A 24,838-nucleotide genomic window follows, 5' to 3' on the forward strand; every position below is an offset into this window, starting at 1 on the left:
ACTTTAATTATTGAGGACACAACATGAAAAAATTATTCAAAACCACTTTAGCTTCTGCATTATTAATGGTATCTGCATTTGCTAGTGCAGTGACGGTTAAAGATGCCAAAGGTGAATTTACCCTTGATAAAACCCCAAGCCGTGTTGTGGCGTTGGAATATTCTTTTGTGGATGCCTTAGCCCAAGTCGGTGTAAGCCCTGTAGGTGTGGCTGACGATAACAAAGTCGATCGTATTCTGCCGCAAGTACGCGAAAAAATTGCTGCATGGCAATCCGTTGGCACGCGTTCTCAGCCAAGCCTTGAAGTGATTGCTTCTCTCAAACCCGATTTAATTATTGCCGATCCATCTCGTCATACTGCAGTATTTGAAGAATTGAAAAAAATTGCGCCAACGGTGATGTTCGATTCTCGTCATGAAAGCTATCAAGAAAATCTTGAAACAGCACAAAAAATTGGTGATTTAGTGGGTAAAAGCGCTGAAATGAAAGCGAAGATCAATGAACATAATGATTACATTGCCAACATTGCAAAAAATCTAGGTGTACAAGGCAAAAAAGCCTCATTTGGTACTTCCCGAGAAGATAAATTTAATATCCAAAATGACAATGGCTATGTGGGTAGTTTCTTAACGACATTAGGTTTTGCCCCAACCAAACTCAATAGCGATCAGGCTTTCGTGGAAATCAACCTTGAACAATTAGTAATGGAAAAACCGGAATACTTGTTCATCGCCCATTACCGTGATGAAAGTATTGCGCGCAAATGGGAAGCCGAGCCACTTTGGAAAGCCATTCCTGCCGTAAAAGCAAATCATGTTTACAGCGTTGACTCCGACATGTGGGCGCGTGGCCGCGGCTTAGAAGCGAGCAAAATTATGGCAAAACAAATTGAAGGTTTCGTGAAACAAAAATAATGATGAAGTCCACTTTCCGTTGGGGACTTCCCCTTATCATTCTGGCTTTCCTATTATGGGGAAGCCTGTTTTTGTATTATCCCATCGAAATTCGACCGCTTGCAGCGTTACAAGCGTTCCTCCCCGATGGCGATGAAATTGCCAAAATTACGGTAACCGATTTACGCCTACCTCGAGCATTAGTTGGCATGATTTTAGGTGCCAATCTTGCGGTGGCGGGGGCGTTGTTACAAACCATTACGCGCAATCCACTAGCCTCGCCTACGCTACTCAGCGTGAACTCGGGAGCCAGTCTTGCCATGGTGACCGCCAGTGCGTTTAGCCCCTTGATTCTTTCTGGTTATAGTATTGCTTTAGTGGCTAGCATCGGCGGCGGTCTGAGTTGGTTTGTGGTAATGCTGATCAGCAATGGTTGGAAAGACAACAGTGGAGATCGTAGCCGAGTGATTTTAGCGGGATTGCCGTATCACTACTGTGTGCAGCGCTCACAAAATTAGTGCTCATTATCGCTGAAGATCATGCCTTCGGTATTATGAGTTGGCTAGCGGGTGGCATTGCACATGCCCGTTGGAATGAATTATTGACGTTATTTCCATTCTTTATTTTGACCGCACTTTTCTGTCTGCTTTTTGCTAGCCGTTTAAATTTACTCAATTTAAGTGATGAATCCGCGCGTTCACTAGGCATCAATCTCTTTCGTTTACGCTGGTACGCTAATATCATGGCGTTATTGATTGTGGGTTCTAGTGTGAGTGTTGCCGGCCCCGTAGCCTTTATTGGCTTACTCGTGCCCCATCTTGCCCGCTATTGGATTGGTTATGACTTGCGAAAATCGCTCCCCATGGCGATGTTACTCGGCGCAATTTTAATGCTGGCTGCAGATACCATTGCCCGCGCGGTCAACTTCCCTAGCGAAGTGCCTGCCGGTGCGGTGCTTGCCTTAATCGGTGCCCCAGTCTTTGTATTATTTGCCAGAGGAAGACACTAATGCGAGCTTCTCATGTATCTTTTCGCGCTATCGGCTTTTATGTCGTCACGCTTAGTCTAATGGTACTGCTCTTTGGGTTGAGTATTCGCCTTGGCACTTATACGCTTTCCTTTGAGGAAATTTGGGCGGCCTTTCAGCCTGATGATAAAAACTATTTTACCTTGATGGAATATCGCCTACCCCGTGCGGTATTAGCGATTTTATTAGGCGGCGCCTTAGCGATTTCTGGTGTGCTCGTACAAAGCGTGGTGCGTAATCCACTTGCCTCTCCCGATATTTTAGGGATTAACAATGCAGCGGGGTTAATTGCTGTTTCGGTATTGATGTTCTTGCCAAACTTAGCATTTTACTGGATGCCGATTTTTGCCTTTTTAGGCGGTGTGCTCTCTTTTGTTATTTTATGGATCGTATGCGGCTTTAACTTCCGCCCTATCAAAATGGCAATCATTGGAGTTGCACTTTCCGCATTGTGGGCAGCCATTAGTCATTATCTGATGCTTACCAATCCGGTCGAGATCAACACGGCTATGTTATGGCTCACAGGAAGCCTGTGGGGCGCAGCTGGTCTTATTTGAATGTGGTATTGCCATGGTTAGTAGTATTACTGCCCTTGCCATTTATTTTCTGTCGCGATCTAGATACCCTTGGTTTAGGTGAAAACAAAGCCTCCACCTTGGGCGTAACCGTAAATAAAGTGCAAATTAGCGTTTTAGTGTTAGCGGTAGCCCTTTCCACTACAGCTGTGGCAATTTGTGGTCCAATTGCCTTTTTAGGCTTAGTTGCTCCGCATCTTGCTCGTCGTTTAGTCGGTGGCAGACATCGCACCCTATTACCGGCGGCCTTGATTATTGGCGCCCTCTTATTACAACTTTCGGATATTTTGGCGCGGGTGATTGACCCACCAACTGAACTCCCCGCGGGCATTCTGACTGCAATTATCGGTGCGCCATATTTCTTCTACTTATTGATGAGAACTAAATAATGAGCATTGAAATCAATAATTTATCTTTAGGTTATCAAGATAAACTCGTGGTTAAAAATCTGTCGCTAAAATTCCCGAAAAATAAAGTGATTGCATTAATCGGCCCAAATGGTTGCTGTAAGTCCACCACATTAAAAGCGGTGGCTCGCTTGCTCAAACCGAAGCAAGGCTCAATCACTCATAAAGGTCAGGATATTTGGCAAAAAAGCCCTAAAGAATATGCCCAAGAATTGGCTTTTCTCCCGCAGCAACACTTGGTACCTGAAGGGATTAAAGTGCGGGAATTGATCGCCTACGGGCGTTCGCCTTACTTAAATCTCTGGGGCAAACTCAGCCAAAAAGATGAAGAATTGGTTAATTGGGCGATGGCGCAAACACAAACAGCCGAACTCGCCGAACAGTTGGTTTCTGATTTATCTGGTGGTCAGCAACAACGGGTATTTTTAGCCATGACACTTGCGCAAGATGCCGAATTAGTGCTACTCGATGAGCCGACTACTTATCTGGATTTAAACCGCCAAGCGGAACTCATGGGCATGATGCGACAAATGCAACAAAACGGTAAAACCGTGATTACTGTATTGCATGATCTCAACCAAGCCTGCCGCTATTGCGATCACTTAATCGTCATGAAAAAAGGTGCAGTAATGGCACAAGGTACGCCCGATGAAGTGATGACCGAAGAGTTACTTAAGGATGTGTTTGATTTAGATGTCATCATTCATCGTGATCCTATCAGCAATACACCGATGTTTATTTTGAAATAACTTTCAATCACTTCCCTAAATATAAAGCTTTATTGTAGGGTAGTAACAATATTGGTCTCTTCTCACCATATCAGAAAATATCATTCACATAAAAAATTAAATATAAAAAACCGCACTTTGATTTAAAAACCAAAGTGCGGTTATTTTTAGAAATGTTTAATTAGATAACTATATTCTCTAATTAAGCTTTTGGACCTGCTGCGATAAGCGCTTTACCTTCTGCGTTAGTCGCATATTTTTCGAAGTTTTTCACGAAACGTCCTGCAAGGTCTTTCGCTTTCGCTTCCCATTGTGCTTTATCCGCATAAGTATCACGTGGGTCTAAGATCGCAGAATCTACACCAGGTAATGCTTTTGGAATCGCTAAATTAAAGATTGGTAACTCGCCCATTTCTGCTTTTTCAATAGAACCATCTAAGATTGCATCGATAATACCACGAGTATCTTTGATTGAGATACGTTTACCTGTACCATTCCAACCTGTATTAACTAAATATGCTTCTGCACCGGCAGCTTGCATACGTTTAACTAACACTTGAGCATATTGTGTTGGGTGGAGAGTTAAGAACGCCGCACCAAAACATGCTGAGAAGGTTGGAGTTGGTTCAGTAATACCACGCTCTGTACCAGCTAATTTAGCGGTAAAACCCGATAAGAAGTAGTATTTGGTTTGCTCTGGTGTCAATTTAGACACTGGCGGTAATACACCGAATGCATCCGCAGTTAAGAAAATGACTTTCGTTGCATGCCCTGCACGAGACACCGGTTTAACAATATTATCAATGTGATAAATTGGATAAGACACACGAGTATTTTCAGTTTTAGAACCGTCATCAAAATCAACTGAACCGTCAGCACGAACAACGACGTTTTCTAATAATGCATCACGGCGGATCGCACGGTAGATATCTGGTTCATTTTCTTCAGAAAGATGGATAGTTTTCGCATAGCAACCACCTTCAAAGTTGAAGATACCTACATCATCCCAACCGTGCTCATCGTCACCAATTAATTGACGTTTCGGATCAGTAGACAGCGTAGTTTTACCTGTACCTGATAAACCGAAGAAGATTGCTACATCACCGTCTTTACCTACGTTAGCAGAACAGTGCATTGCACCTACACCTTTAAGTGGTAGGAAGTAGTTCATCATGGAGAACATACCTTTCTTCATTTCACCACCGTACCAAGTACCACCAATTAATTGAATGCGTTCAGTTAAATTGAATGCGACAAAGTTTTCAGAGTTCAAACCTTGCTCTTTCCAATTTGGGTTGGTACATTTAGAACCATTCATGACTACGAAATCTGGTTTAAAGGTTTTTAGTTGTTCTTCTGTCGGACGAATGAACATATTTTTCACAAAGTGTGCTTGCCATGCTACTTCAGTTACAATACGTACCGCGATGCGGTCTTGTTCACTTGCGCCGCAGAAACCATCAACCACGAATAAACGTTTGCCAGAAAGTTGTTTAGTCACAAGACCTTTCAAGCTTGACCAAGTTTCTTGAGTCATTGGCTTGTTATCGTTTTTAGCGACATCAGATGTCCACCATACGGTATCTTTTGTAGTGTCATCTAAAACGATATACTTATCTTTCGGTGAACGACCAGTAAAGATCCCAGTATCTACTGCCACCGCACCAGTTGTGGTAAGTGTACCTTTTTCAAAACCTTCTAAACCTAGTTTCGTTTCTTCTTCAAAAAGTTGTTCATAACTTGGGTTATAAACCACTTCTTGTACGTTACGAATGCCAACGGCTTCAAGTTCTTTAATTACGTTTTTAACATCAGTCATAGTTCACCTCTTAGTTAAAGTTTAAAAATTTTTCCTGTAGACATTGTAGGTGAATTACCAGAAAAAAAATGTTAACTAGATCAAATTTTTGAACATTCATTGAAAATTTCTACCTATTTTTAGGGTGTCTTGGGAGCCAACAAGATGAAGTGTGGTTGATTTCACCTTTACTTTTACTATATAGTGATAACCATTCTCACATTAAGACCGGATAACCATGTTCTCATTTCTGCGTTTACCCTTTTTATTTTTCCTGCTGATGTTTATGCAAAGCGCACAAGCAGAACCCAACTTTAAGATTCCTCCTATTCAAGAAAGCATGAAAAAAATGTATCAAATTCAAGAAAAAGATTTTACTTTTGAAGGTAAGCATTATCGTTTGTTTATTGCTGTGCCACCAAAAACATCGCAAAAACTGACCGCACTTTATACGCTAGATGGTAACGCTCAATTTCCAATAGCAATGAATGCTGTCAATCCTAACAAACCGCTCCCCCTTATTGTCGGCATCGGTTATGTATCTGATAAAGCTTACGCTATTGAGGAACGAATGAGAGATTACACGTTTCCAGTAGAAGGCACTGAATTTGCCAAAGGAGGGAAAGCCGCTGATTTTCTACGCTTTATTCAGCAAGACGTGAAACCTTACATTGAACAGCATTTCAATATCAATAAGGAAAAACAATATTTCTTTGGCCATTCTTTTGGTGGATTATTTGGATTGTACGTGCTCTTCCATCAACCGGATTTATTTCAACATTACACGTTAGCAAGCCCTTCTCTTTGGTGGGGGAATGGCTCATTTCTACCTCAAAATGAACCATGGATTAGCCAAAAACCATCACATATTCTGATTACATTAGGCTATTATGAAGAGCATCCTGAAGAGGATCCGAATATGACTGAAGAACAATTACAACGTATTAATCAACGGAAACAAATGCGAACAATCAATGTGCATCAATTAGCGGAAATATTGGAAAAACAAGGTAATTCCGTAGAGTTTATTTCCATTCCCAATAAAAATCATGGTGGCTCGATTCCAGATGCCATCACACATTGCTTGGAACAAGTTCAACAATAAAAGCGCATAAAAAAATCCCCGTTATCATAAACGGGGGATTTTTCTTATTGGGCTTGTTTGAGTTTATCAATCGCTTCTTTATTGAAGAAGTAATGCGTGCCACAACATTCACACTGCATATCAATGCTACCTTTATGCTCGTCTAAAATTTCATCAATTTCAGCTTCTGGAATCAGTAATAATGCTGCTCCTGAACGCTCTGGTGAGCAACCACAGAAGAAAGAAACAGTTTGCGGTTCAAAAACTTCCACTGCTTCTTCATGATATAAACGATAAAGCAATTCTTCTGCGGGTAATCCAAATAACTCCTCATCTTTTACGGTTGCCGCCAACGTAGTTAAATGCTCAAAATCCTCTGGCGTACCTTGCCCATCGGGTATGATTTGCAACAACATCCCTGCAGCAACTGGTTTGCCTTCATATTCACCTGTGCGAATAATAAGTTGGGTTTGTAATTGTTCTGAACGAACAAAATAGTCTTCTAAACATTCCGTAATCGTTGGTTTATCTAAACCGATAACGCCTTGATAACGTTCACCTTCAGTTGGAGCAATCGTAATCACTAATACGCCTTTGCCGATCATATCATGAAGGCTCATACCATCTTGAATATCACCTTGTACACGCGCTAATGCACGGATCTGTTGTTGGTCATTACCATTTACTAAAGCTAATTTTAATGGGCCATCACCTTGAATTTGAACAGTAATATTACCGTTAAATTTTAATGTTGCGGTCAACAAATTAGTCGCTACCATCATCTCACCTAATAAGTTTTGTACTGCTTTTGGATAATGATGGGTATTCAAGGTATCACTAAAAGTTTGGTTTAATCGCACCCATTCACCACGCACTGCACGGTTTTGAAAAAGGTAACGGTAAAGTTTGTCATTATCTTGAGTATAATTCATTATTTGTTCCTATTTATTCTTTGAATGAAAAGTGCAGTCAATTTTGCGCATAAATTATAAGTGGTTTATCTGATTTTTCGTCTCTAGTGTTGAAATCAATATTCAAAAAACAGCATTTTTGTTACCGCACTTTTAGCCTGTGCAGTATTATGGGGATGAAAATCAAAATTACAAGCAAAAAGAAAAGCGGATAGCTTTCACTATCCGCTCGTTTTATAAGACTAAACTGATAAATTACCAGTATGCACGTAAACCGATAACAGTTTTGAAGTCACGGCTACGATCTTTTGTATCATTTTCGTATTTAGTACGAGTTGCTTGCCATTCTAAGAATGGTTTCACTTTTAAAGAACCTTGTTTAAATACATAGTACTCGGTACCCATTAAGAATTGGCGATCTGTTGATTTTGAATATGCAGAACCTACAGGTAAAGTTTTCTCAGTTTTGTAAGAATACATTGCATATACATTCCAGTCTTCATTTAAACCTTGGCGAATTACTGCAGTCACTTCATTATTTTTTACTTTGTTACCTGCACCATCTTTATTTTTAGTATCTTTGTGAGCAAGGTCTAAACCATAAGTAGTGTGAACAAAGTTATATGCTAAACCTAAAGCATAAGCATTGCTGTAGTATTCCGTTTTGTTAGCATTTTCAGAGATTTCACGAGTGAAACCTGCTGCGACAGTTACATTTTGGATACTATCAATTTCATGATCAAAGATAAGACCTGTACCCAAGTGTTTTTACGGTTATTTTTTAAATCCACGTTTTTGATGTTACGTTTGCTTGAACCGCCGTAGTACGCACCAAATTTCACTTTATTTGAACCATAGTCACCATTATAAACATATTGTGTTACACGACGAGCTGAAGTCTCTAATAAACCATCAGTCAAGCTATAAGTATTTGCTAAATCACTTTGTGTTACTTCATCAGTGATAGTTACCATGTTACCGTAAGTTAACTCACCGAATTGTTTGTGGCCAAAACCAGCATAAAGTTGGCGAGTATAAACATGGTCAAAATCATGTTGTGAAGGCGCATCACCACGCATACGCCATTCCGCACGACCTAAAGCGTAGAAATCCCCACCTAAGCTTTGTTTTAATTTAAAGCCAAAACGTGAACCATCGTTATCAACTGCATGGTTGATGTGCTCTTTAGTTACATCACCGTTTACATAGTTAGTTTTGTTAGAGGTACTTTCCCATTTAACACGTAAAGAACCATAGAAATCAACATCCGTACCAGTTTGGTCAACATGGAAGTTATAAGCTTGTGCAGAACCTGCTGCTAATGCCGCTACAGATAAAGCAAGAAGTGTTTTTTTCATAACGCTTTCCTTATGATTTAATGAAGTTAATAAAAAATTGAACTTTTTGCAGTTTATACACTACAACCTAAATGGTCAACCTTAAATTATTCCAACTATCAGAAAATAGGCAATATTTTGACTAAAATCAATCCAGATAAATATATTTTTGATTATTTTATCGCCTATTTAATTAATAAATTTAGCATTGAAAACACTTGATCTGACTTAATATTTTCCATTGAACTTGCCGATAAGTAATGCTGATTTTTACCATAACAGCCAATCAATTTAGGATCAGTTGCACCATAAAGCGTAATATTAGATTTATCCAAGGCGGCAGTTAAATGCGCCAAGCCTGTATCCACAGACACAACGGCTTTTGCATTTGCAAGCTGTTTTGCAAGCTCAGTTAAAGTTAACTTAGGCAACACGATCACATTAGAATGAACTTGAGCCAAACGCTCTGCTCGCGCTTTTTCCTGTTCATTCCCCCAAGGCAAGCGAATTTCGTAATCAGAAAGTGCGGTAATTTTTTCAATCAATTTTTGCCACTCTAATTCTTCCCAATGCTTATCTGCCCGAGTTGTAGAATGAATGAATACCACATAGTTTTGTGCTGAAGTTTGATGAAGAAAATGGCGAGCAATACCATAATCGCCCTGAACTTGAGGTAATTCATAACCTAAACTTTGAGCAAAAAGCTGACGAATTCGTTCCACCGCATGCTGTTGATAGGGAATAGCATATTTTTTATCGTAGAAAAAAGATGCTAACGGCTCTCGAATACTTTGACGATCATAGCCATGTTTGACGCCATTGGCTAAGCGTGTCGCAAAAAAAGCACTTTTAAAGAGCCCTTGCGCATCAATCACCGCATCATATTGATTGGCTTGTAATAAAGTGCGGTAAGATTTCCATTCGTTTTTTGTTTGAGCTGAAAAAGGCGATTTTCGCCAACGTCTTAAAGCAATTGGAATGATTTGATTCACTGCAGAATGCCAACGTGGAATTTCGGCAAAATTCTCTTCTACCACCCAATCGATAGAGAGATTAGGAATAGCACGCTGCGCATCAGTCAATGCCGGCAAAATATGAATTACATCGCCCATGGAAGAAGTTTTGATTACGCATACTTTCATTTAATTAACCTTCTTCCCCAGTGCATAATTCCGAGACCAGACACAGCTAAAATACCGCCAATTATTAAGGAAAAATCCACTTGTTCATTCAACCATACGGCTGAAAATAAAATCCCTAAAATTGGCACAAGGATAAGATAAGCCGAGGCATTGCCTGCCCCTAAGTGTTTCACACCATCAAAATACCATGCATAAGCCAATACCGTTGCACCAAATGCAAGACCAAGTAAACTAAACCATTGCGATCCATTTAATTGAAATACGGTTGCCCAATCTTCCACACTTTCCGTCCATAATGCTGCCAACGTCAGCATGAAAAAACCAAAAGTAGAAGAAATCGTGGTAGCGGTGAGAGAATCAATTCCGATTAATACTTTACGAGCCAATAAAGTATAACCAACCCAGCAAACTAAAGCACAAAGCAATAACATTTGACCGAATCCAAAATTTTGTAAGAGGTTAGTTGGATTCCCTTTTGTCATGGCTAACAAAGAACCGCTAATGGCAATAATCATCCCTAATACAACCCAGCGATTCCATTTTTCTTTAAATAATAAAATAGCAAAAAACATCGTAAAGACAGGATTAGAGGCAACGACCATCGTTCCTTGCCCAGCTGGAACATATTTCAAACCCCAAATAAAGAAAGTTGAATACCCAAAAATGCCGAGCAAGGCCGTTAACAATAAGCCAACCCATTGATTAGATCGCAGTTGTTTCGCATATTTGAAGCGATTCGCCGCATATAGCCAAATAATGAGTGGAATAATGGCGAAAAAAAAGCGCACGCTTGAAGCAACAAATGTCGGCATAGCTTGGGCAACCACTCGTCCCCAAGGCCAAGAGGCGCCCCATAAAATCACCATTCCAATTAATTGTAAATGTATGCGTAGAGGGTTCATATCATTAACATATCCAGTTACGCCTTTTCTATTTACTTAAAGGCTCTGCTTGGTAAGCTTTTATTTTTTCTCGTAAAGCGGCTTCAAATGCTTCTCGATGAGCATCATCTTGAAAGGCTGAATGAGGAATTAAGAAAAACAAACCTGTATCAACTCGAATCATTAAGTAACCATAATGATTTTCGATATGATGAATATACCGATAATTATATAAAGTTTGACAGAGCGCTATTTCAGAATATAAACCATCTTCTTGAATTCGTATGGTTCTTTTTTCCTTATTCACTTCCTCATATACTTGGCTTCGAAAAGCTTTGCTATTTAAATAAGGTCGTAGCAAAACTGCATAGAAAAAAGAAAACATTGAAATAGCAAACAATATATATCCCGCATAATAGGCTAAAATATTTTCGTAATAATCATAAAGAACTTCAGCCCAATTCCTCATAAAAAATGCAATAAAAAGACTTGGTATCAAGCAAAATAAATATAATAAAAAATCGCCAAGCCTCATCATCTTACAAAATTTATTGTGCTTATAAATATCGCTGCTTATTTTTTTTACTGCCTTAGTATAATTTTTATCTAATACGGGTTGATAGGTAATTTCCATTTTATATTCCCATTTTGTTGTCACTTAAAAGTGCGGTTAATTTTTCCAATACTTTTTCTGGTGTAATATCGATCAAACTTTGATGATATCCTTCTGCGCTGTCGGTGCTTTTACGCACTTTAATCAAATCGCCTTCAATTAAACGGATGATTTCCGCTTTATCTGACAGTGGCGGCGTATACGTTGGGCTGGTTGGGCCATAAAGTGCAACCAACGGACGATCTGTCGCAGCGGCAATATGCATTAAGCCGCTGTCATTGCTCACCACTGCCGTACAGTTAGCGATTAAATCCACAGCTTGATTCAAGTTAGTTTGTCCTGCCAAATTCAAACAGAATGGTTGCAGTTCTGCTGGCAATGCATTACGAATTTGCTCTCCAGCTTCCACATCTTTTGGTGAACCAAATAATTCTACCGCATAGCCTTTTTCAATGAGCATTTCTGCCAATTTAGCATAATGATAATGCGGCCAACGTTTAGCCGGACCAAATTCAGCTCCAGGACAGAACCCGATAATCGGACGTTCGCCTAAAAGTGCGGTCTGTTTTTCAAATGTTTTTAAGGTTTCTACCTGTTGAGTTGGATCAACGGTTAAATAAGGTTTTAGAACAGGAATATCAGCCGCTTTCGGTACCGCATTTTGCTCAAAAGCTAACGCGACATAACGTTGCACCATCATAGGATAATCACGTTTATTATTGCGTAAATCGTTAAGCAAGAAATAACGGCTCTCCCCTTTCCAGCCACGACGCACCGCAATTTTTGCAAAGGCGGGAATGAAGGCGGACTTCAAGGAGTTTGGTAATACGATTGCCATATCATATTGATTACGCAATGCCTTGCCTAAACGATAACGTTCACATAAGGCAAACTTGCCATGTCCGAGCGGCATTTCAATAGCATGAGGCACTTCTGGCATACGGGCTAAAAGCGGTTTACACCAATTGGGTGCCATCACATCAATTTGGCAATGGGGATATTGCAGTTTGAGTTGTTGATACAAACTGTGCGACATCATCATATCGCCGACCCAAGACGGGCCGATAATTAAAATATTCATGCTTGACCTTATAACAAAAGTGCGGCTAAAAATAAGACCAATTTTAACCGCACTTTATTCATTTTCTAGTATTGAACGACATTATTTGTTCAATATTTTTATTTATTTAACCACGCCATGTACTCAGCCACACCTTCCGCGACAGTTTTAAATGGTTTGTCGTAGCCAGTTGCGCGAAGTTTCGTTAAATCTGCTTGCGTATATTCTTGATAGCGAGATTTCAAATGCTCTGGGAATGGAATGGTTTCCACTACGCCTTTACCGTGGAATTTAATCACTGCTTTTGCCACTTCAGCGAAAGATTCAGCATTACCAGTACCACAGTTGAAGATACCTGAAATGCCATTTTGCCAGCACCAAATGTTCACTTGTGCCACATCACCTACATAAACGAAATCACGGCGGAAGTGTTCACTGCCTGCAAATAATTTTGGATTTTCGCCTTTCAGAATTTGGTTATTTAAGTGGAATGCGACGCTTGCCATTGAACCTTTGTGGCCTTCACGTGGACCATACACGTTGAAATAACGGAAACCACATACCGGTGATTGTGCTTCAGGTAAAATCGCACGCACATATTGGTCGAATAAGAATTTAGAATAACCGTACACATTCAATGGACCTTCAAATTCACGCTCTTCACGGAATTCAGTTTTATCGCCATAAGTCGCTGCACTTGATGCATATAAGAACGGAATTTGACGATCTAAGCAGTAATGCAATAACTCTTTTGAATATTCGTAGTTATTATGCATGATGTATTTGCCGTCCCATTCAGTGGTCGCAGAGCAAGCGCCTTCATGGAATACTGCATCGATATCACCTAAATCATCACCTGCAATAATTGACACAATGAAGTCTTCTTTATCACAGTAATCTGCGATATCAAGATCCACTAGGTTAATGAATTTTGTCCCGTCTTTTAAGTTATCCACCACTAAAATATCTTTACGTCCCATATCGTTTAATGCTTTAACGATATTACTGCCGATAAAACCGGCGCCACCTGTTACGATAATCATAATTCTGTCCTCTTTAAAATAAGTCTGTGTATTGTAATAGATTTTGTACCGCTTAGCCAAAAAACTCTGTGAAAAACAACCGCACTTTTAAGCCCCAATAACTTGTCCAGCCTGTTGTGGCCAAATCCATTTTTCCTTTATTTAAAATAATAATGGTCGGTGTCACATTCACCTGCCATTGATCGGCAATCTTGCCTTGAGGATCATTCACCGTTGTAAACTGATAGTGATACGTTTGTAAATAATCCGCCACGTCCTTATTTGACCCTGAACGCAGTGCGATAGAGACTACCGGATAGCCTTCTTCTGAAAGTGAATTAATCGCTGGAGAAGTATAACGACAATAACCACACCAACTTCCCCAGAAATAAATGATCGTCGGCTTAGCTTGATCTAATTGGGGTAAAAAGAAAGCATTCCCCTGTAAATCATAAAGTGCCGTCTCATTGATTTCAGATGGAATATTGGGTTTACGAATAAAATCGAGAATACTGCTTACGATAATCAATGTTAGCAGGAGCGAAATCACATTTTTTAATAAGGTTTTAAGTTTCACAATCGAATTTCATGATCTAGGATAAACGGATTGTAATCGATCAGAAAAGTGCGGTCAAAATTACAGATATTTTGCTATGATAACCACATCATTTAATAAGGAGAAAAAATATGGATAGTAAACAATTAGCACAATATATTGATCACACTGCCCTTACTGCTGAAAAAACAGAACAGGATATTCTTAAACTCTGCGATGAAGCCATTCAATACGGCTTTTATTCAGTCTGCATTAATTCAGGTTATATTCCTTTAGCCAAAGAAAAACTCGCTGGCTCAGATGTAAAAATTTGTACGGTAGTCGGTTTTCCACTCGGTGCCAACTTATCCTCAGTTAAAGCGTTTGAAACCCAAGAAGCCATTAAAGCGGGCGCGGGTGAAATTGATATGGTAATTAATGTCGGCTTGATAAAATCAAATAAATGGGATGCCGTAAAAGACGATATTCAAGCTGTATTAACGGCTTGTCATGGTGTGCCGCTTAAAGTGATTTTGGAAACATGCTTACTCACCAAAGAAGAAATCGTAAAAGCCTGTGAAATCTGTAAAGCGTTGGGTGTGGCATTCGTTAAAACCTCAACGGGTTTCAATAAAGGCGGGGCAACCGTAGAAGATGTGGCATTAATGAAGAAAACGGTAGGCAACATTGGCGTAAAAGCCTCTGGCGGTATTCGTGATACTCAAACCGCACTAGCGATGATTGAAGCAGGAGCTACTCGAATTGGCGCAAGCGCAGGCATTGCGATTGTAACGGGTGTTTCTGGTAATGTCTCAAGCAATTACTAATCGATAATAAAAAAGGAGATTGAAGTGTATGCTTCAATCTCCTTTTTAATCATCAAAGACTCAATTAAGCTTTAATTTGTCCTTTCAAGAAATCTAACAACTGATCTTTTGCAATCATTTGTTTTTCACCAGTACGGCGATTTTTGTATTCGATTTCGCCATTTGCGAGATTTTTCTCACCAATCACCACCATGTGTGGCACGCCGATAAGTTCCATATCTGCAAACATCACACCTGGGCGTTCTTTACGATCATCAAAGATCACTTCTACACCTTGCGCTTGTAAAGTGCGGTACAATTCTTCAGCATATTCTTGAACACTTTCAGATTTATGCATATTCATTGGCACGATGGCTACGGTGAATGGCGCAATTTCATCTGTTGGCCATACAATACCGCGATCATCAAAATGTTGTTCAATCGCCGCAGCCACCACACGTGTTACACCAATACCGTAACATCCCATGGTTACGACCATTGGACGACCATCTTCACCTTGAACGGTTGCATTCATCGCTTCTGAGTATTTTTTACCTAATTGGAAGATATGGCCCACTTCGATACCACGTTTAATCAATAAGGTACCTTTACCATCTGGGCTTGGGTCACCTTCAACCACGTTACGAATATCCGCCACTTTTGGTAACGCCACATCACGTTCCCAGTTGATATTGAAGTAATGTTTACCATCAATGTTTGCACCCGCGCTGAAATCAGACACTAATGCCACTGAACGGTCAATAATCACTGGAATATTGAGATTAACAGGACCTAATGAACCCACACCTGCACCAATTTTTGCTTTGATGGCAGCTTCATCCGCAAACTCAAATGGCGAAGCCACTTCCGGTAATTTTTCCGCTTTGATTTCGTTTAATTCATGGTCACCACGAATGACTAATGCCACTAACGGTTGATCTTCGCTTGCACCTTTTACAATCAAGGTTTTAACCGTTTTCTCAATTGGCAAATTGAATTGTTCCACCAACTCTGCAATTGTTTTGGCATTTGGCGTATCAACTAATTCCATCGCTTTCGTTGGTGCGGCGCGCTCACCAATTGCCACCGCTTCCGCTAATTCAATGTTTGCAGCGTAATCAGATTCCGTAGAGAAAATCACATCATCTTCACCGCTGTTTGCTAGCACTTGGAATTCATGTGATGCACTACCACCGATAGAACCGGTATCCGCTTGTACGGCACGGAAATCTAAACCTAAGCGATTGAAAATATTGCTATAAGTCTGGTACATCACATCATAAGTTTGTTGTAAGCTCGCATGATCCGCATGGAAAGAATATGCATCTTTCATGATAAATTCACGTGAACGCATGACACCGAAACGAGGACGCACTTCATCACGGAATTTGGTTTGAATTTGGTATAAATTGATTGGAAGTTGTTTGTATGATGACACTTCGCGACGAACTAAATCCGTAATCACTTCTTCGTGTGTTGGACCTAATACAAAGTTACGGTTTCCGCGATCCTCAAAACGAAGTAATTCTGGACCATATTGTTCCCAACGACCTGACTCTTCCCATAATTCTGCTGGTTGCACGACTGGCATTTTGATTTCAAGTGCGCCGCTTTTATCCATTTCTTCACGAATGATTTTTTCTACTTTACGGAGCACACGCCAGCCTGTTGGCATCCAGTTATAAAGACCTGAAGCAAGAGGGCGAATCATCCCCGCACGAAGCATTAATTGATGGCTTACAATAGCCGCTTCAGCTGGGGTTTCTTTTAATGTTGAGAATAAATATTGACTTGTACGCATTGAATTAACCTTAGATTCTAAGCATTGAGAAAAAATTGGTGAGAGTATAACAAAAAGTGCGGTCATTTTTAACCGCACTTTTTTCTGAGAAAGATTATCTTCTCGGTAAGTATCTAACTGGATCAACAGATTTACCTTTATAACGGATCTCGAAATGAAGTTTCACAGCATTGGTTCCTGTGCTACCCATTTTCGCAATCTCTTGGCCTGCTTTCACTTCTTGTTGATCGCTCACAAGGATCTTGTCGTTGTGTGCGTAAGCACTTAAGAAATCATCGTTGTGTTTGATGATGATTAAGTTACCATAGCCACGTAATGCGTTACCCGCATACACAACACGACCATTCGCTGCCGCTTTAATCGCTTGTCCGCGAGAACCACTAATATCAACCCCTTTATTACCACCATCAGAGTTAGAGAAACCTTGGAGCACGTTGCCTTGTGTTGGCCATTGCCATGCCACATTCGATGCAACTGGAGCCACAACGTTCGCATTAATCGGTGTATCGTTCGTAGTAGTTTCCACTTGCGTTGTCGTTGTCACCGGTGTGCTCGGTGTCTTGTTGGTAAACGCTGGTGTTGATGCACCACCTGTTGCAACACCTGATTTAATTGGACCAATTACCGTACCATCAGAACCAATTTGCGTACCGTTCGCACCTGGTGTATAAGTCACTTCTGGTTCAGCTGGGGCTGCCGGTGCAGCTGGTGCCGTCGTTTTCACGGGTACAGTCGTAGTAACCGTTTTAGTTGAACAATTTGAAATTTTTAACGTTTGGCCTACACTTAAGCTATAAGGCTCTTTCATATTGTTCATGCTTGCCAAATCTTTCACGTCCATACCCGTCAAGTAAGCGATTAAGAACATGGTATCGCCTTTGTTTACTTTATAGGTATTTCCTTTGTATGAACCTTTTTGAATTTGGCTGTAATCCGGTGCATTGGTATTTGGATTACGCGGCACGTTGATTGAGCCAGAGCTAGCGCAATCAGAAACCGTTTTCGTTACTGTTTTAGTTTGTGGTTGAACCGGTGCAGGAGCAGGCGTTGGTTTAGGCTGTGCTGCAGCAGGTTGTTGAACCGGTTGATAAGTCGGTTGAAAACTTGGTTGTGGTGTTTGAGTTCCCGTTGGCACGCTATTGCCCATGGTATTTGGCATCGTATTTTGTTGGATTTCTGGCTGCCATGTACCGCTCGAATTATTATCAACAGGCTGCATTACCCCTGGAGAAAGTGTGCCATCTACATTTTCAATTGGCGCAGGGCTATTTGAACTACAAGCCGTTAAAATAGCGATACTCACAGGGAGCAATAAAAACGATTTTTTCATTTATTCTTCCTTTAACATTAAATTTATTTCATTTGATTTGGCATCGAATTCTTTTCAATTTCCGGCATAAAGCTACCACCGGCAACCGCTCCCGTTCCTTCTACGGGTTGCATAATACCATTAGGTAATACATCGGGATCTTGTTTTTGTGGTTCTCCTGTACAAGCTGAGATCAGCAATGCACTCGAGATAATTAAGAGTAATTTATTCATAAAAAAGGTCATCCTGTTATTTTAAAATAAGATAAGCAATCACAGCCAGAGCAACCACACTCCAACCAATGATTTCAATAGATTTACGTAATTTCGTTGCGAATTTCTCTCCGCCCCATGCGGCAAGTTTTGCCACTAAAATAAAACGAGCAAAACGCGATACAAATGCGGTAATCACAAATGGGATAAATGCCATTTGCATCACACCTGCACAAATCGTGAAAACTTTATAAGGAATTGGACTAAAACCAGCAACAAAAACTACTAAAATGCCCCATTCTTTAAACCACGCCATGGCCTGTTCCCAAGCAGCTTGGTAGCCCCATTGTTGAATATAACCTTGAACCCAATCAAAGGCATAGTAACCAATAGCATAACCAATCATTCCACCGACAACCGAAGCAATCGTAGTATAAAGTGCAAAACGAAATGCACTTTTCGGTTTTGACATTGACATCGGAATCAACATCACATCGGGTGGAATTGGAAAGAAAATGGCCTCAATAAAACTTACAAAGGATAACCAAAACACGGCAAAGCGATGTTTTGACCATTGCATTGTTTTATCATACATCGCACCAAAAATATTCATTCACTTATCCTTTATTGCTTCAATGGGGAAAATTCGTTTCAAAATGGCACATTATTCACTTTCCAGCCAATCTTGTAAAGCAGCAATTGACTGATGAGCAGTAAGATCGGCTTGAATTGGCGTAATGGCAACATACCCATTTTTTACCGCATGGAAATCTGTACCTTCACCATCATATTCTGGCAAGCCTGATGGACCAATCCAATAGATATTTTCGCCACGAGGATCTTCTTGTTTAATCACTTCAGCCGCAGATGTGCGATAGCCTAAATGACACACCTTAATACCTTTAAGTTCTTCATAAGGCAAATCTGGTACATTGATATTAATCACTTCACGTTTATTCAATAATTGAGGATGTAATTTAGGGATCAAATCACACACCACGTGAGCGGCTGTTTCATAATGCTGACGACCATCTAAAGAGACAGCAATGGCTGGCAATCCTAAATGACGACCTTCCAATGCAGCGGCCAAAGTACCGGAATAAATCGTATCATCCCCCATATTACAACCCGCATTAATGCCTGATACAACAAGATCCACTTGTCCAGATAAAAAACCGTTTAATGCCAAATGCACACAATCAGCCGGTGTACCATTCACGCAATAATCACCACTGTCTAAATGACGCGGGCGAAGTGGCTCAACAAGCGTTAATGAGCTTGATGCTGCGCTGCGATTACGATCGGGCGCTACAATCACCACATCGGCAATTTTTCGTAATTCTTTTGCTAAAACTTGAATCCCTTCGGCGTGAAAACCATCATCATTGCTGACTAAAATTCGCATTATTCTTCTTCCTTCATATTCACTAACTCTCGCACCAATGCAGTAGCATAACTCCCTGCCGGCAAATAAAACGAGAGTTTCAATCCTTCTTCAACAAACGTCCAATGGAAATCTTTTGCTTTCATCAATAAAGGGCGTCGAGCGGCTTTCATTCTTTCTTGTTTCATTAATTCTTGGAAAACTTGATGTTCTAAAACCACTTGATTTTCAACCACACTTGCGGATAAATTTTCTTCTCCAATTAAAGGCGCGGTCAGCAAAATATCTTGCTCGTTTAAACGTTGCTGTAAAACCGCTAAATCTTCATTTTCATCGGCCTTAAACCAACTGTGCGATCCGTTTAATTGCACAATATCGTCTCTTAGAACCTGATCTGCCACATTTTGTTCAATTCGTTCTGCTACAACTAAATTAAAAATTTCGCTACGAGCCGCCGAAAGGTAAAAACTGCGTTTTTTACGATCTTTAACCTTAATCTCCCCTTTCGCCCAACGAATCGCTTGAGTCAGATTATGACCATCACGCCCAAAACGCTGTTCGGTGAAATAGTTAGGGAAACCATATTTCGCCACAAAATTTAAACGTTCATTTAACTCATCACTTTCTTTTGCTCCGCGCAATAAAATCTCGAAAGCATTTCCTTGAAGACTACCCGTGCGGATTTTACGATTGTGGCGAGTCACTTCTAAAATCTCGACACCTTCCAATTGAAATTGACTAAAATCAGGCGTTTCTTTCCCTGGCATTTGCAAACAAAACCATTGTTCTGTAATGCCATGACGATCTTTCAAACCAGCATAACCCATATTTCGATCAGAAATACCTGCAAACTTGGCAAGTTTTTCACCCACAAACAACGTATTACAATCTGTTTTACGGATTTTTACCGCCACAAATTCGCCTTCGCCAGACATTTCATAGCCAAGATCTTCTTTCACAATAAAATCAGCAAATTCTTGCTTTAAAAGTGCGGTTGTTTTTGGCGGTGTTTTTAAGGTGAAATAAGGGAGATGTTTGACCATTTTTTTCGTTCTAAAATAAGAAAGCCCAACTTTTTTCGCTGCAATAAATAGCGTGATCAGCTGGGCATGTTAAGCACAATTTATTCGCGCAGAATTTTAACCTTTCCGCCCCTTCAAGGCAAACTGAAATGAGAATAAATTTTTAGCGACATTTTCATCTTTATCCCCTACAATGACCGCACTTTTTCTGACAAAAGGAATGCCTTATGACGAACTTTAACGAACTTCAAGAAGAAACCCGTGAAATCATTACGGACTTATTAAATGATGGCAGCGATCCGGATGCCCTTTATATTATCGAACATCACATCGCTCATTATGATTTTGATACCTTAGAAAAAATTGCCGTGGATGCTTTCAAAGCGGGCTATGAAGTGTCAGAAGCAGAAGAATTCGAAGATGAAAATGGCAAGGTCATTTTCTGTTTTGACATCATCAGTGAAGTAGAATTAAAGCCCGAAATTATCGATGCACAACAAAAAGAAATTTTACCATTAGTGGAAAAATACAAAGGCATTTATGATGGCTGGGGCACGTATTTTGAAGATCCAAATGCCGAGGACGATGAATACGGCGATGACGGCGAATTTTTTGACGATGAAGATGTCGAAGACGACAACGAACGTTTACATTAATAATAACAAAGGGCGTGTTAAATCGCCCTTAATTTTTATCTTACCCAAATAGGAATGAAACAATGAAACTCAAAGCGCTTTCTTTAGCATTATTTGCCTTACCTATCACTTCTTTTGCAATAGAACCCGTATCTCATCAGCCAACGGATGTCAGCTTTAGTGTTGAAGCAGAAAAAGAAGTAGAACGTGATTTATTACAAGTCTCCCTTTTTTACCAAGCGGAAGGCAATGATTTATCCGCACTCAATAAAACCATGGCAGAAAAAATGAATAAAGCCATTGAGTTAGCAAAAGCACAAAGTGCGGTTGAAATTAAGGACAATTCTCGTAATACCTGGATTCGCTATGATAATAAAGGCAAACAACAAGGCTGGATTGCGCGTGCAGAATTAACCTTAGAAAGTAAAGATTCTCAAGCATTATCAACCTTAGTGCATGAATTAGATGGCGTATTAGCCATTGATCGCGTAAGCGCGTCTGTTTCACGTGAGAAATTAAATAGCTTAGAAAAAGAATTAACCAAAGAAGCTTTAGCGAAAGTTAAAGATAAAGCCCTATTAATTCAAGAATCTTTGCAGATGAAAGGTTATCACACACAAAGCCTTGAGGTGTCTTCTGCCAATGATTCAGCGAATGATTTCCGCCCTTATGCTGCAGGGGCAATAATGGCAAAAAGTTTCTCTTACTCGGATGAAAAAGATGAAACTTACACTCAAAGTGGCAAAGAGAAAATTAAAGTCAGTGTGAATGCGCGAATTGCATTGCTTAAAGAATAATTTTCTATACAATGAACGACGATTTTTTAATAAGGAAAACAATATGAAAGTAGCAAAAAATACGGTTGTGAGTATCGCTTACCAAGTACGTACTCAAGACGGTGTATTAGTTGATGAAGCACCAACAAATCAACCATTAGAATATTTACAAGGCCACAATAACTTAATCATTGGTCTTGAAAATGCCTTAGAAGGTAAAGAAGTTGGCGACAAATTTGAAGTACGTGTTCAACCTGAAGAAGGCTACGGCGAATACAATGAAAACATGGTTCAACGTGTACCAAAAGAGGTATTCCAAGGCGTTGATGAAGTGGTTGTTGGTATGCGTTTCTTAGCAGATACAGACATCGGCCCAGTTCCTGTTGTGATCACTGAAGTGGATGGCGATGAAGTAGTGGTTGATGGTAACCATATGTTAGCGGGTCAAGAATTACACTTCACTGTTGAAGTTGTTGGCACTCGTGAAGCAACATTAGAAGAAATTGCTCACGGTCACGTACATGGTGCACACGATCATCACCACCATCACGATGACGAAGATGGTCACAGTTGTGGTTGCGGCGGTCACGGTCACCATCACCATCACCATGATCACGATCATGAACACGGCGGTTGCTGTGGCAGTGGTCATAAACACGATCATGATCACGGACACGGTCATGGCGGCTGTGGTTGCGGCGGTCACTAATCTTAATCTAGAGATAAAACTAGAGACAAAAAAAGTGTGGTTAAAAATAACCGCACTTTTTCTTTATCTAAACTTTCATTACAGAATGAATCGACTTAAATCTTCATTTTCAATCACTTCGCCTAATGCCTCAATCACATAGGCCGCATCGATATTCACGGTTTGTCCGTTCATATCGCTCGCATCAAATGAAATTTTATCCATTAAACGTTCCATAACGGTATGTAAACGTCTTGCTCCGATATTCTCTGTTTTCTCATTCACACGGAAAGCTGCTTCAGCAATTTTCTTAATCGCATCTTGTGTAAACTCAATACTCACGCCTTCTGTTGCCATAAGCGCTTTATATTGCTCTGTTAAAGACGCATTTGGCTCAGTTAAAATACGCTCAAAATCTTCTGCCGTTAATGCTGATAATTCAACACGAATCGGCAAACGACCTTGCAACTCTGGATTAAATCCGATGGACGCGCCACTTGGAATGCACCCGATGCAATAAAGAGAATATGATCGGTTTTCACCATCCCGTGTTTGGTATTAACCGTTGAACCTTCCACCAATGGTAATAAGTCACGTTGCACACCTTCACGAGAAACATCCGCACCACTGTATTCGCCTTTTTTACAGATCTTGTCAATCTCATCAATAAACACAATACCGTTTTGCTCAACGGCATCAATGGCTTTTTGTTTCAATTCTTCTGGATTAATCAATTTGGCCGCTTCATCGTCAATTAAGGTTTTTAATGCATCCTTAATTTTCATTTTGCGTTTTTTGGTTTTATCCGAACCCAGGCTTTGGAACATGGATTGCAACTGATTGGTCATTTCTTCCATACCTGGAGGTGCCATGATTTCCACACCCATTGAAACGCCCGCCGACACATCAATTTCGATTTCTTTATCGTCTAATTGACCTTCTCGTAATTTTTTACGGAACGCTTGGCGAGTGCTGCTGTTGGTGTCGTGGTTTTCCACTTCACCCCATTGATTTTTTGGTGGTGGTAGTAATGCATCTAAAATACGATCTTCAGCCGCATCTTCTGCTTTCGCACGATTTTTCGCAATTTCTTGTTGGCGAACCAATTTCATCGCACTGTCCGTTAAATCACGAATAATGGAGTCCACTTCTTTCCCCACATAGCCCACTTCGGTGAACTTGGTCGCTTCCACTTTAATGAATGGTGCATTAGCTAATTTTGCAAGACGACGCGCAATCTCGGTTTTCCCCACACCCGTTGGACCAATCATTAAAATATTTTTAGGGGTCACTTCATGGCGAAGTGGCTCTTGCAACTGCATTCTTCTCCAACGGTTACGTAATGCGATCGCAACCGCTCTTTTCGCCTCTTTTTGGCCGATAATATGTTGATCTAATTCGGAAACAATTTCACGCGGGTCATTTCAGACATAATTTTTCCTTATTTATTCGGTAATTCTTCGATAGTGAAATTCGTATTGGTAAACACGCAAATATCACCAGCAATTTTTAAAGACTTCTCAACAATTTCACGTGCTGATAAATCGGTATTTTCCACCAATGCACGAGCGGCCGACAACGCATAATTACCGCCTGAACCAATCGCTAAAATCTGATCGGCTTCCGGTTGCACCACATCACCAATACCGGTAATGATTAAACTTTCTTTTTCATCCGCCACAATCAGCATCGCTTCTAACTTGCGTAACGCACGATCGGTTCGCCAATCTTTGGCTAATTCCACCGCGGCTTTTAACAAATTCCCTTGATGCATTTCTAATTTACGCTCAAATAATTCAAATAAAGTGAACGCATCAGCTGTGCCGCCTGCGAAACCGGCTAGAACTTTGCCATTATATAAACGGCGTACTTTGCGGGCATTCCCCTTCATCACTGTATTGCCTAGTGAAACCTGTCCATCGCCCCCAACAACTACTTGGCCATTACGACGTACGCTTACAATTGTTGTCATTCTTTTTATCCTTCTTTTAAGAAAAGTTACTCGTTATATGGCGATCGATTCCACCAAATTCAAGGGGAAATTTTTCTTTGATGTTTTATTAAACAACCATCTCAAAAAAATGTGACAAAGATCACTTTTCTAAATGGCAAACGATTGCTATTATTTCACATCTTTATTTTAAAGGAATATGATTTGTTACAAGTAAAACAAACTACTTAATGAGGAAAAC

At 40.3% G+C, this 24,838-nt stretch carries 22 protein-coding genes and 4 pseudogenes; 9 read left to right on the forward strand and 17 right to left on the reverse strand.

Going from position 1 to position 24,838, the window contains the following annotated elements; translation table 11 throughout:
• Nucleotides 1-23: 23 nt before the first annotated feature.
• From DX522_RS04690 to fecE, 4 genes and pseudogenes are all read left to right on the forward strand, one after another.
• The gene (locus tag DX522_RS04690) at nucleotides 24-914 is read left to right on the forward strand and encodes a Fe(3+) dicitrate ABC transporter substrate-binding protein (protein ID WP_115179998.1); all 891 of its coding nucleotides are present in this window, start codon (nucleotides 24-26) and stop codon (nucleotides 912-914) included.
• Nucleotides 914-1,902, forward strand: a pseudogene (fecC, locus tag DX522_RS04695) (iron-dicitrate ABC transporter permease FecC). Before DX522_RS04690 ends, fecC begins: the two are co-directional and overlap by 1 nt.
• Nucleotides 1,902-2,884, forward strand: a pseudogene (gene fecD / locus DX522_RS04700) (Fe(3+) dicitrate ABC transporter permease subunit FecD). Before fecC ends, fecD begins: the two co-directional pseudogenes overlap by 1 nt.
• Nucleotides 2,884-3,651: a Fe(3+) dicitrate ABC transporter ATP-binding protein FecE gene (gene fecE / locus DX522_RS04705; RefSeq protein ID WP_049374859.1), complete on the forward strand. Its 768-nt coding sequence runs from the start codon at nucleotides 2,884-2,886 to the stop codon at nucleotides 3,649-3,651. Before fecD ends, fecE begins: the two are co-directional and overlap by 1 nt.
• A gap of 181 nt (nucleotides 3,652-3,832) precedes the next feature.
• Here fecE and pckA read toward each other — a convergent pair whose 3' ends face one another.
• Complete coding sequence (gene pckA / locus DX522_RS04710; RefSeq protein WP_115179999.1) at nucleotides 3,833-5,449, reverse strand: phosphoenolpyruvate carboxykinase (ATP); 1,617 nt, start codon at nucleotides 5,447-5,449, stop codon at nucleotides 3,833-3,835.
• 259 nt (nucleotides 5,450-5,708) lie between these two features.
• Here pckA and DX522_RS04715 point away from each other — a divergent pair, with 259 nt between their 5' ends.
• Nucleotides 5,709-6,533: an alpha/beta hydrolase gene (locus DX522_RS04715; protein WP_115180887.1), complete on the forward strand. Its 825-nt coding sequence runs from the start codon at nucleotides 5,709-5,711 to the stop codon at nucleotides 6,531-6,533.
• 44 nt (nucleotides 6,534-6,577) lie between these two features.
• Here the strand turns inward: DX522_RS04715 and hslO are convergent, their stop codons facing one another.
• The 8 genes and pseudogenes from hslO to DX522_RS04755 form a co-directional block, all read right to left on the reverse strand.
• The gene (hslO, locus tag DX522_RS04720) at nucleotides 6,578-7,444 is read right to left on the reverse strand and encodes an Hsp33 family molecular chaperone HslO (RefSeq protein WP_115180000.1); all 867 of its coding nucleotides are present in this window, start codon (nucleotides 7,442-7,444) and stop codon (nucleotides 6,578-6,580) included.
• Between the two features lie 234 nt (nucleotides 7,445-7,678).
• Nucleotides 7,679-8,781 (reverse strand): annotated as a pseudogene (locus tag DX522_RS04725) (porin).
• 164 nt (nucleotides 8,782-8,945) lie between these two features.
• Nucleotides 8,946-9,902: a lipopolysaccharide heptosyltransferase RfaC gene (gene rfaC, locus DX522_RS04730; RefSeq protein ID WP_115180001.1), complete on the reverse strand. Its 957-nt coding sequence runs from the start codon at nucleotides 9,900-9,902 to the stop codon at nucleotides 8,946-8,948.
• A complete protein-coding gene (locus tag DX522_RS04735; RefSeq protein ID WP_115180002.1) occupies nucleotides 9,899-10,804 on the reverse strand; it encodes a DMT family transporter in 906 nt (301 codons plus the stop codon). The genes rfaC and DX522_RS04735 overlap by 4 nt, the downstream gene beginning before the upstream one ends.
• A gap of 28 nt (nucleotides 10,805-10,832) precedes the next feature.
• On the reverse strand, nucleotides 10,833-11,417 hold the full coding sequence (locus DX522_RS04740) for a YcxB family protein (protein WP_115180003.1): 585 nt from the start codon (nucleotides 11,415-11,417) through the stop codon (nucleotides 10,833-10,835).
• 1 nt (nucleotide 11,418) lies between these two features.
• Nucleotides 11,419-12,477, reverse strand: coding sequence for a lipopolysaccharide heptosyltransferase II (gene waaF / locus DX522_RS04745; RefSeq protein ID WP_115180004.1), 1,059 nt, complete (start codon nucleotides 12,475-12,477; stop codon nucleotides 11,419-11,421).
• 98 nt (nucleotides 12,478-12,575) lie between these two features.
• On the reverse strand, nucleotides 12,576-13,499 hold the full coding sequence (gene rfaD / locus DX522_RS04750) for an ADP-glyceromanno-heptose 6-epimerase (RefSeq protein WP_115180005.1): 924 nt from the start codon (nucleotides 13,497-13,499) through the stop codon (nucleotides 12,576-12,578).
• Nucleotides 13,500-13,551: 52 nt separating this feature from the next.
• Nucleotides 13,552-14,055, reverse strand: a complete 504-nt coding sequence (locus DX522_RS04755) for a protein disulfide oxidoreductase (protein WP_115180006.1) — start codon at nucleotides 14,053-14,055, stop codon at nucleotides 13,552-13,554.
• A gap of 110 nt (nucleotides 14,056-14,165) precedes the next feature.
• On the opposite strand from DX522_RS04755, the gene deoC reads away from it, so the two are divergent.
• The gene (deoC, locus tag DX522_RS04760) at nucleotides 14,166-14,840 is read left to right on the forward strand and encodes a deoxyribose-phosphate aldolase (protein WP_115180007.1); all 675 of its coding nucleotides are present in this window, start codon (nucleotides 14,166-14,168) and stop codon (nucleotides 14,838-14,840) included.
• Between the two features lie 64 nt (nucleotides 14,841-14,904).
• On the opposite strand, the gene proS is transcribed toward deoC, so the two are convergent.
• From proS to truD, 6 genes are all read right to left on the reverse strand, one after another.
• Nucleotides 14,905-16,620: a proline--tRNA ligase gene (gene proS / locus DX522_RS04765; protein ID WP_115180008.1), complete on the reverse strand. Its 1,716-nt coding sequence runs from the start codon at nucleotides 16,618-16,620 to the stop codon at nucleotides 14,905-14,907.
• Nucleotides 16,621-16,714: 94 nt separating this feature from the next.
• Nucleotides 16,715-17,950, reverse strand: a complete 1,236-nt coding sequence (gene nlpD / locus DX522_RS04770) for a murein hydrolase activator NlpD (protein WP_115180009.1) — start codon at nucleotides 17,948-17,950, stop codon at nucleotides 16,715-16,717.
• A gap of 23 nt (nucleotides 17,951-17,973) precedes the next feature.
• Entirely contained in the window at nucleotides 17,974-18,162 is a 189-nt protein-coding gene (locus DX522_RS04775) for a hypothetical protein (RefSeq protein WP_115180010.1), read from the reverse strand.
• A 16-nt stretch (nucleotides 18,163-18,178) separates the two neighbouring features.
• Nucleotides 18,179-18,754, reverse strand: coding sequence for a YqaA family protein (locus DX522_RS04780; protein WP_115180011.1), 576 nt, complete (start codon nucleotides 18,752-18,754; stop codon nucleotides 18,179-18,181).
• 51 nt (nucleotides 18,755-18,805) lie between these two features.
• Nucleotides 18,806-19,546 (reverse strand): 5'/3'-nucleotidase SurE, encoded by a 741-nt coding sequence (surE, locus tag DX522_RS04785; RefSeq protein WP_115180012.1) that lies wholly within the window; start codon nucleotides 19,544-19,546, stop codon nucleotides 18,806-18,808.
• A complete protein-coding gene (truD, locus tag DX522_RS04790; protein ID WP_115180013.1) occupies nucleotides 19,546-20,568 on the reverse strand; it encodes a tRNA pseudouridine(13) synthase TruD in 1,023 nt (340 codons plus the stop codon). The genes surE and truD overlap by 1 nt, the downstream gene beginning before the upstream one ends.
• A 206-nt stretch (nucleotides 20,569-20,774) precedes the next feature.
• Between truD and rraB the strand changes: the two genes are divergently transcribed.
• From rraB to slyD, 3 genes are all read left to right on the forward strand, one after another.
• Nucleotides 20,775-21,203, forward strand: a complete 429-nt coding sequence (rraB, locus tag DX522_RS04795) for a ribonuclease E inhibitor RraB (RefSeq protein ID WP_049363970.1) — start codon at nucleotides 20,775-20,777, stop codon at nucleotides 21,201-21,203.
• Between the two features lie 62 nt (nucleotides 21,204-21,265).
• Nucleotides 21,266-21,979: an SIMPL domain-containing protein gene (locus DX522_RS04800; RefSeq protein ID WP_115180014.1), complete on the forward strand. Its 714-nt coding sequence runs from the start codon at nucleotides 21,266-21,268 to the stop codon at nucleotides 21,977-21,979.
• 43 nt (nucleotides 21,980-22,022) lie between these two features.
• Nucleotides 22,023-22,667: a peptidylprolyl isomerase gene (gene slyD, locus DX522_RS04805; protein ID WP_115180015.1), complete on the forward strand. Its 645-nt coding sequence runs from the start codon at nucleotides 22,023-22,025 to the stop codon at nucleotides 22,665-22,667.
• A 78-nt stretch (nucleotides 22,668-22,745) separates the two neighbouring features.
• On the opposite strand, the pseudogene hslU reads toward slyD, so the two are convergent.
• Both hslU and hslV read right to left on the reverse strand, forming a co-directional pair.
• Nucleotides 22,746-24,078 (reverse strand): annotated as a pseudogene (gene hslU, locus DX522_RS04810) (HslU--HslV peptidase ATPase subunit).
• 9 nt (nucleotides 24,079-24,087) lie between these two features.
• Nucleotides 24,088-24,618, reverse strand: a complete 531-nt coding sequence (gene hslV / locus DX522_RS04815) for an ATP-dependent protease subunit HslV (protein WP_115180016.1) — start codon at nucleotides 24,616-24,618, stop codon at nucleotides 24,088-24,090.
• Between the last annotated feature and the right edge of the window lie 220 nt (nucleotides 24,619-24,838).

It is taken from the genome of Haemophilus parainfluenzae (genome assembly GCF_900450995.1).
In the GTDB taxonomy this organism is placed as follows: domain Bacteria; phylum Pseudomonadota; class Gammaproteobacteria; order Enterobacterales; family Pasteurellaceae; genus Haemophilus_D; species Haemophilus_D parainfluenzae_O.

Excerpts from the sequence above, each read along its gene's own strand:
- DX522_RS04690 (WP_115179998.1), top strand. The coding sequence starts at position 24 with ATGAAAAAATTATTCAAAACCACTTTAGCTTCTGCATTATTAATGGTA.
- fecE (WP_049374859.1), top strand. The coding sequence starts at position 2,884 with ATGAGCATTGAAATCAATAATTTATCTTTAGGTTATCAAGATAAACTC.
- pckA (WP_115179999.1), bottom strand. The coding sequence starts at position 5,449 with ATGACTGATGTTAAAAACGTAATTAAAGAACTTGAAGCCGTTGGCATT.
- DX522_RS04715 (WP_115180887.1), top strand. The coding sequence starts at position 5,709 with ATGTTTATGCAAAGCGCACAAGCAGAACCCAACTTTAAGATTCCTCCT.
- hslO (WP_115180000.1), bottom strand. The coding sequence starts at position 7,444 with ATGAATTATACTCAAGATAATGACAAACTTTACCGTTACCTTTTTCAA.
- rfaC (WP_115180001.1), bottom strand. The coding sequence starts at position 9,902 with ATGAAAGTATGCGTAATCAAAACTTCTTCCATGGGCGATGTAATTCAT.
- DX522_RS04735 (WP_115180002.1), bottom strand. The coding sequence starts at position 10,804 with ATGAACCCTCTACGCATACATTTACAATTAATTGGAATGGTGATTTTA.
- DX522_RS04740 (WP_115180003.1), bottom strand. The coding sequence starts at position 11,417 with ATGGAAATTACCTATCAACCCGTATTAGATAAAAATTATACTAAGGCA.
- waaF (WP_115180004.1), bottom strand. The coding sequence starts at position 12,477 with ATGAATATTTTAATTATCGGCCCGTCTTGGGTCGGCGATATGATGATG.
- rfaD (WP_115180005.1), bottom strand. The coding sequence starts at position 13,499 with ATGATTATCGTAACAGGTGGCGCCGGTTTTATCGGCAGTAATATCGTT.
- deoC (WP_115180007.1), top strand. The coding sequence starts at position 14,166 with ATGGATAGTAAACAATTAGCACAATATATTGATCACACTGCCCTTACT.
- proS (WP_115180008.1), bottom strand. The coding sequence starts at position 16,620 with ATGCGTACAAGTCAATATTTATTCTCAACATTAAAAGAAACCCCAGCT.
- nlpD (WP_115180009.1), bottom strand. The coding sequence starts at position 17,950 with ATGAAAAAATCGTTTTTATTGCTCCCTGTGAGTATCGCTATTTTAACG.
- DX522_RS04775 (WP_115180010.1), bottom strand. The coding sequence starts at position 18,162 with ATGAATAAATTACTCTTAATTATCTCGAGTGCATTGCTGATCTCAGCT.
- DX522_RS04780 (WP_115180011.1), bottom strand. The coding sequence starts at position 18,754 with ATGAATATTTTTGGTGCGATGTATGATAAAACAATGCAATGGTCAAAA.
- surE (WP_115180012.1), bottom strand. The coding sequence starts at position 19,546 with ATGCGAATTTTAGTCAGCAATGATGATGGTTTTCACGCCGAAGGGATT.
- truD (WP_115180013.1), bottom strand. The coding sequence starts at position 20,568 with ATGGTCAAACATCTCCCTTATTTCACCTTAAAAACACCGCCAAAAACA.
- rraB (WP_049363970.1), top strand. The coding sequence starts at position 20,775 with ATGACGAACTTTAACGAACTTCAAGAAGAAACCCGTGAAATCATTACG.
- DX522_RS04800 (WP_115180014.1), top strand. The coding sequence starts at position 21,266 with ATGAAACTCAAAGCGCTTTCTTTAGCATTATTTGCCTTACCTATCACT.
- slyD (WP_115180015.1), top strand. The coding sequence starts at position 22,023 with ATGAAAGTAGCAAAAAATACGGTTGTGAGTATCGCTTACCAAGTACGT.
- hslV (WP_115180016.1), bottom strand. The coding sequence starts at position 24,618 with ATGACAACAATTGTAAGCGTACGTCGTAATGGCCAAGTAGTTGTTGGG.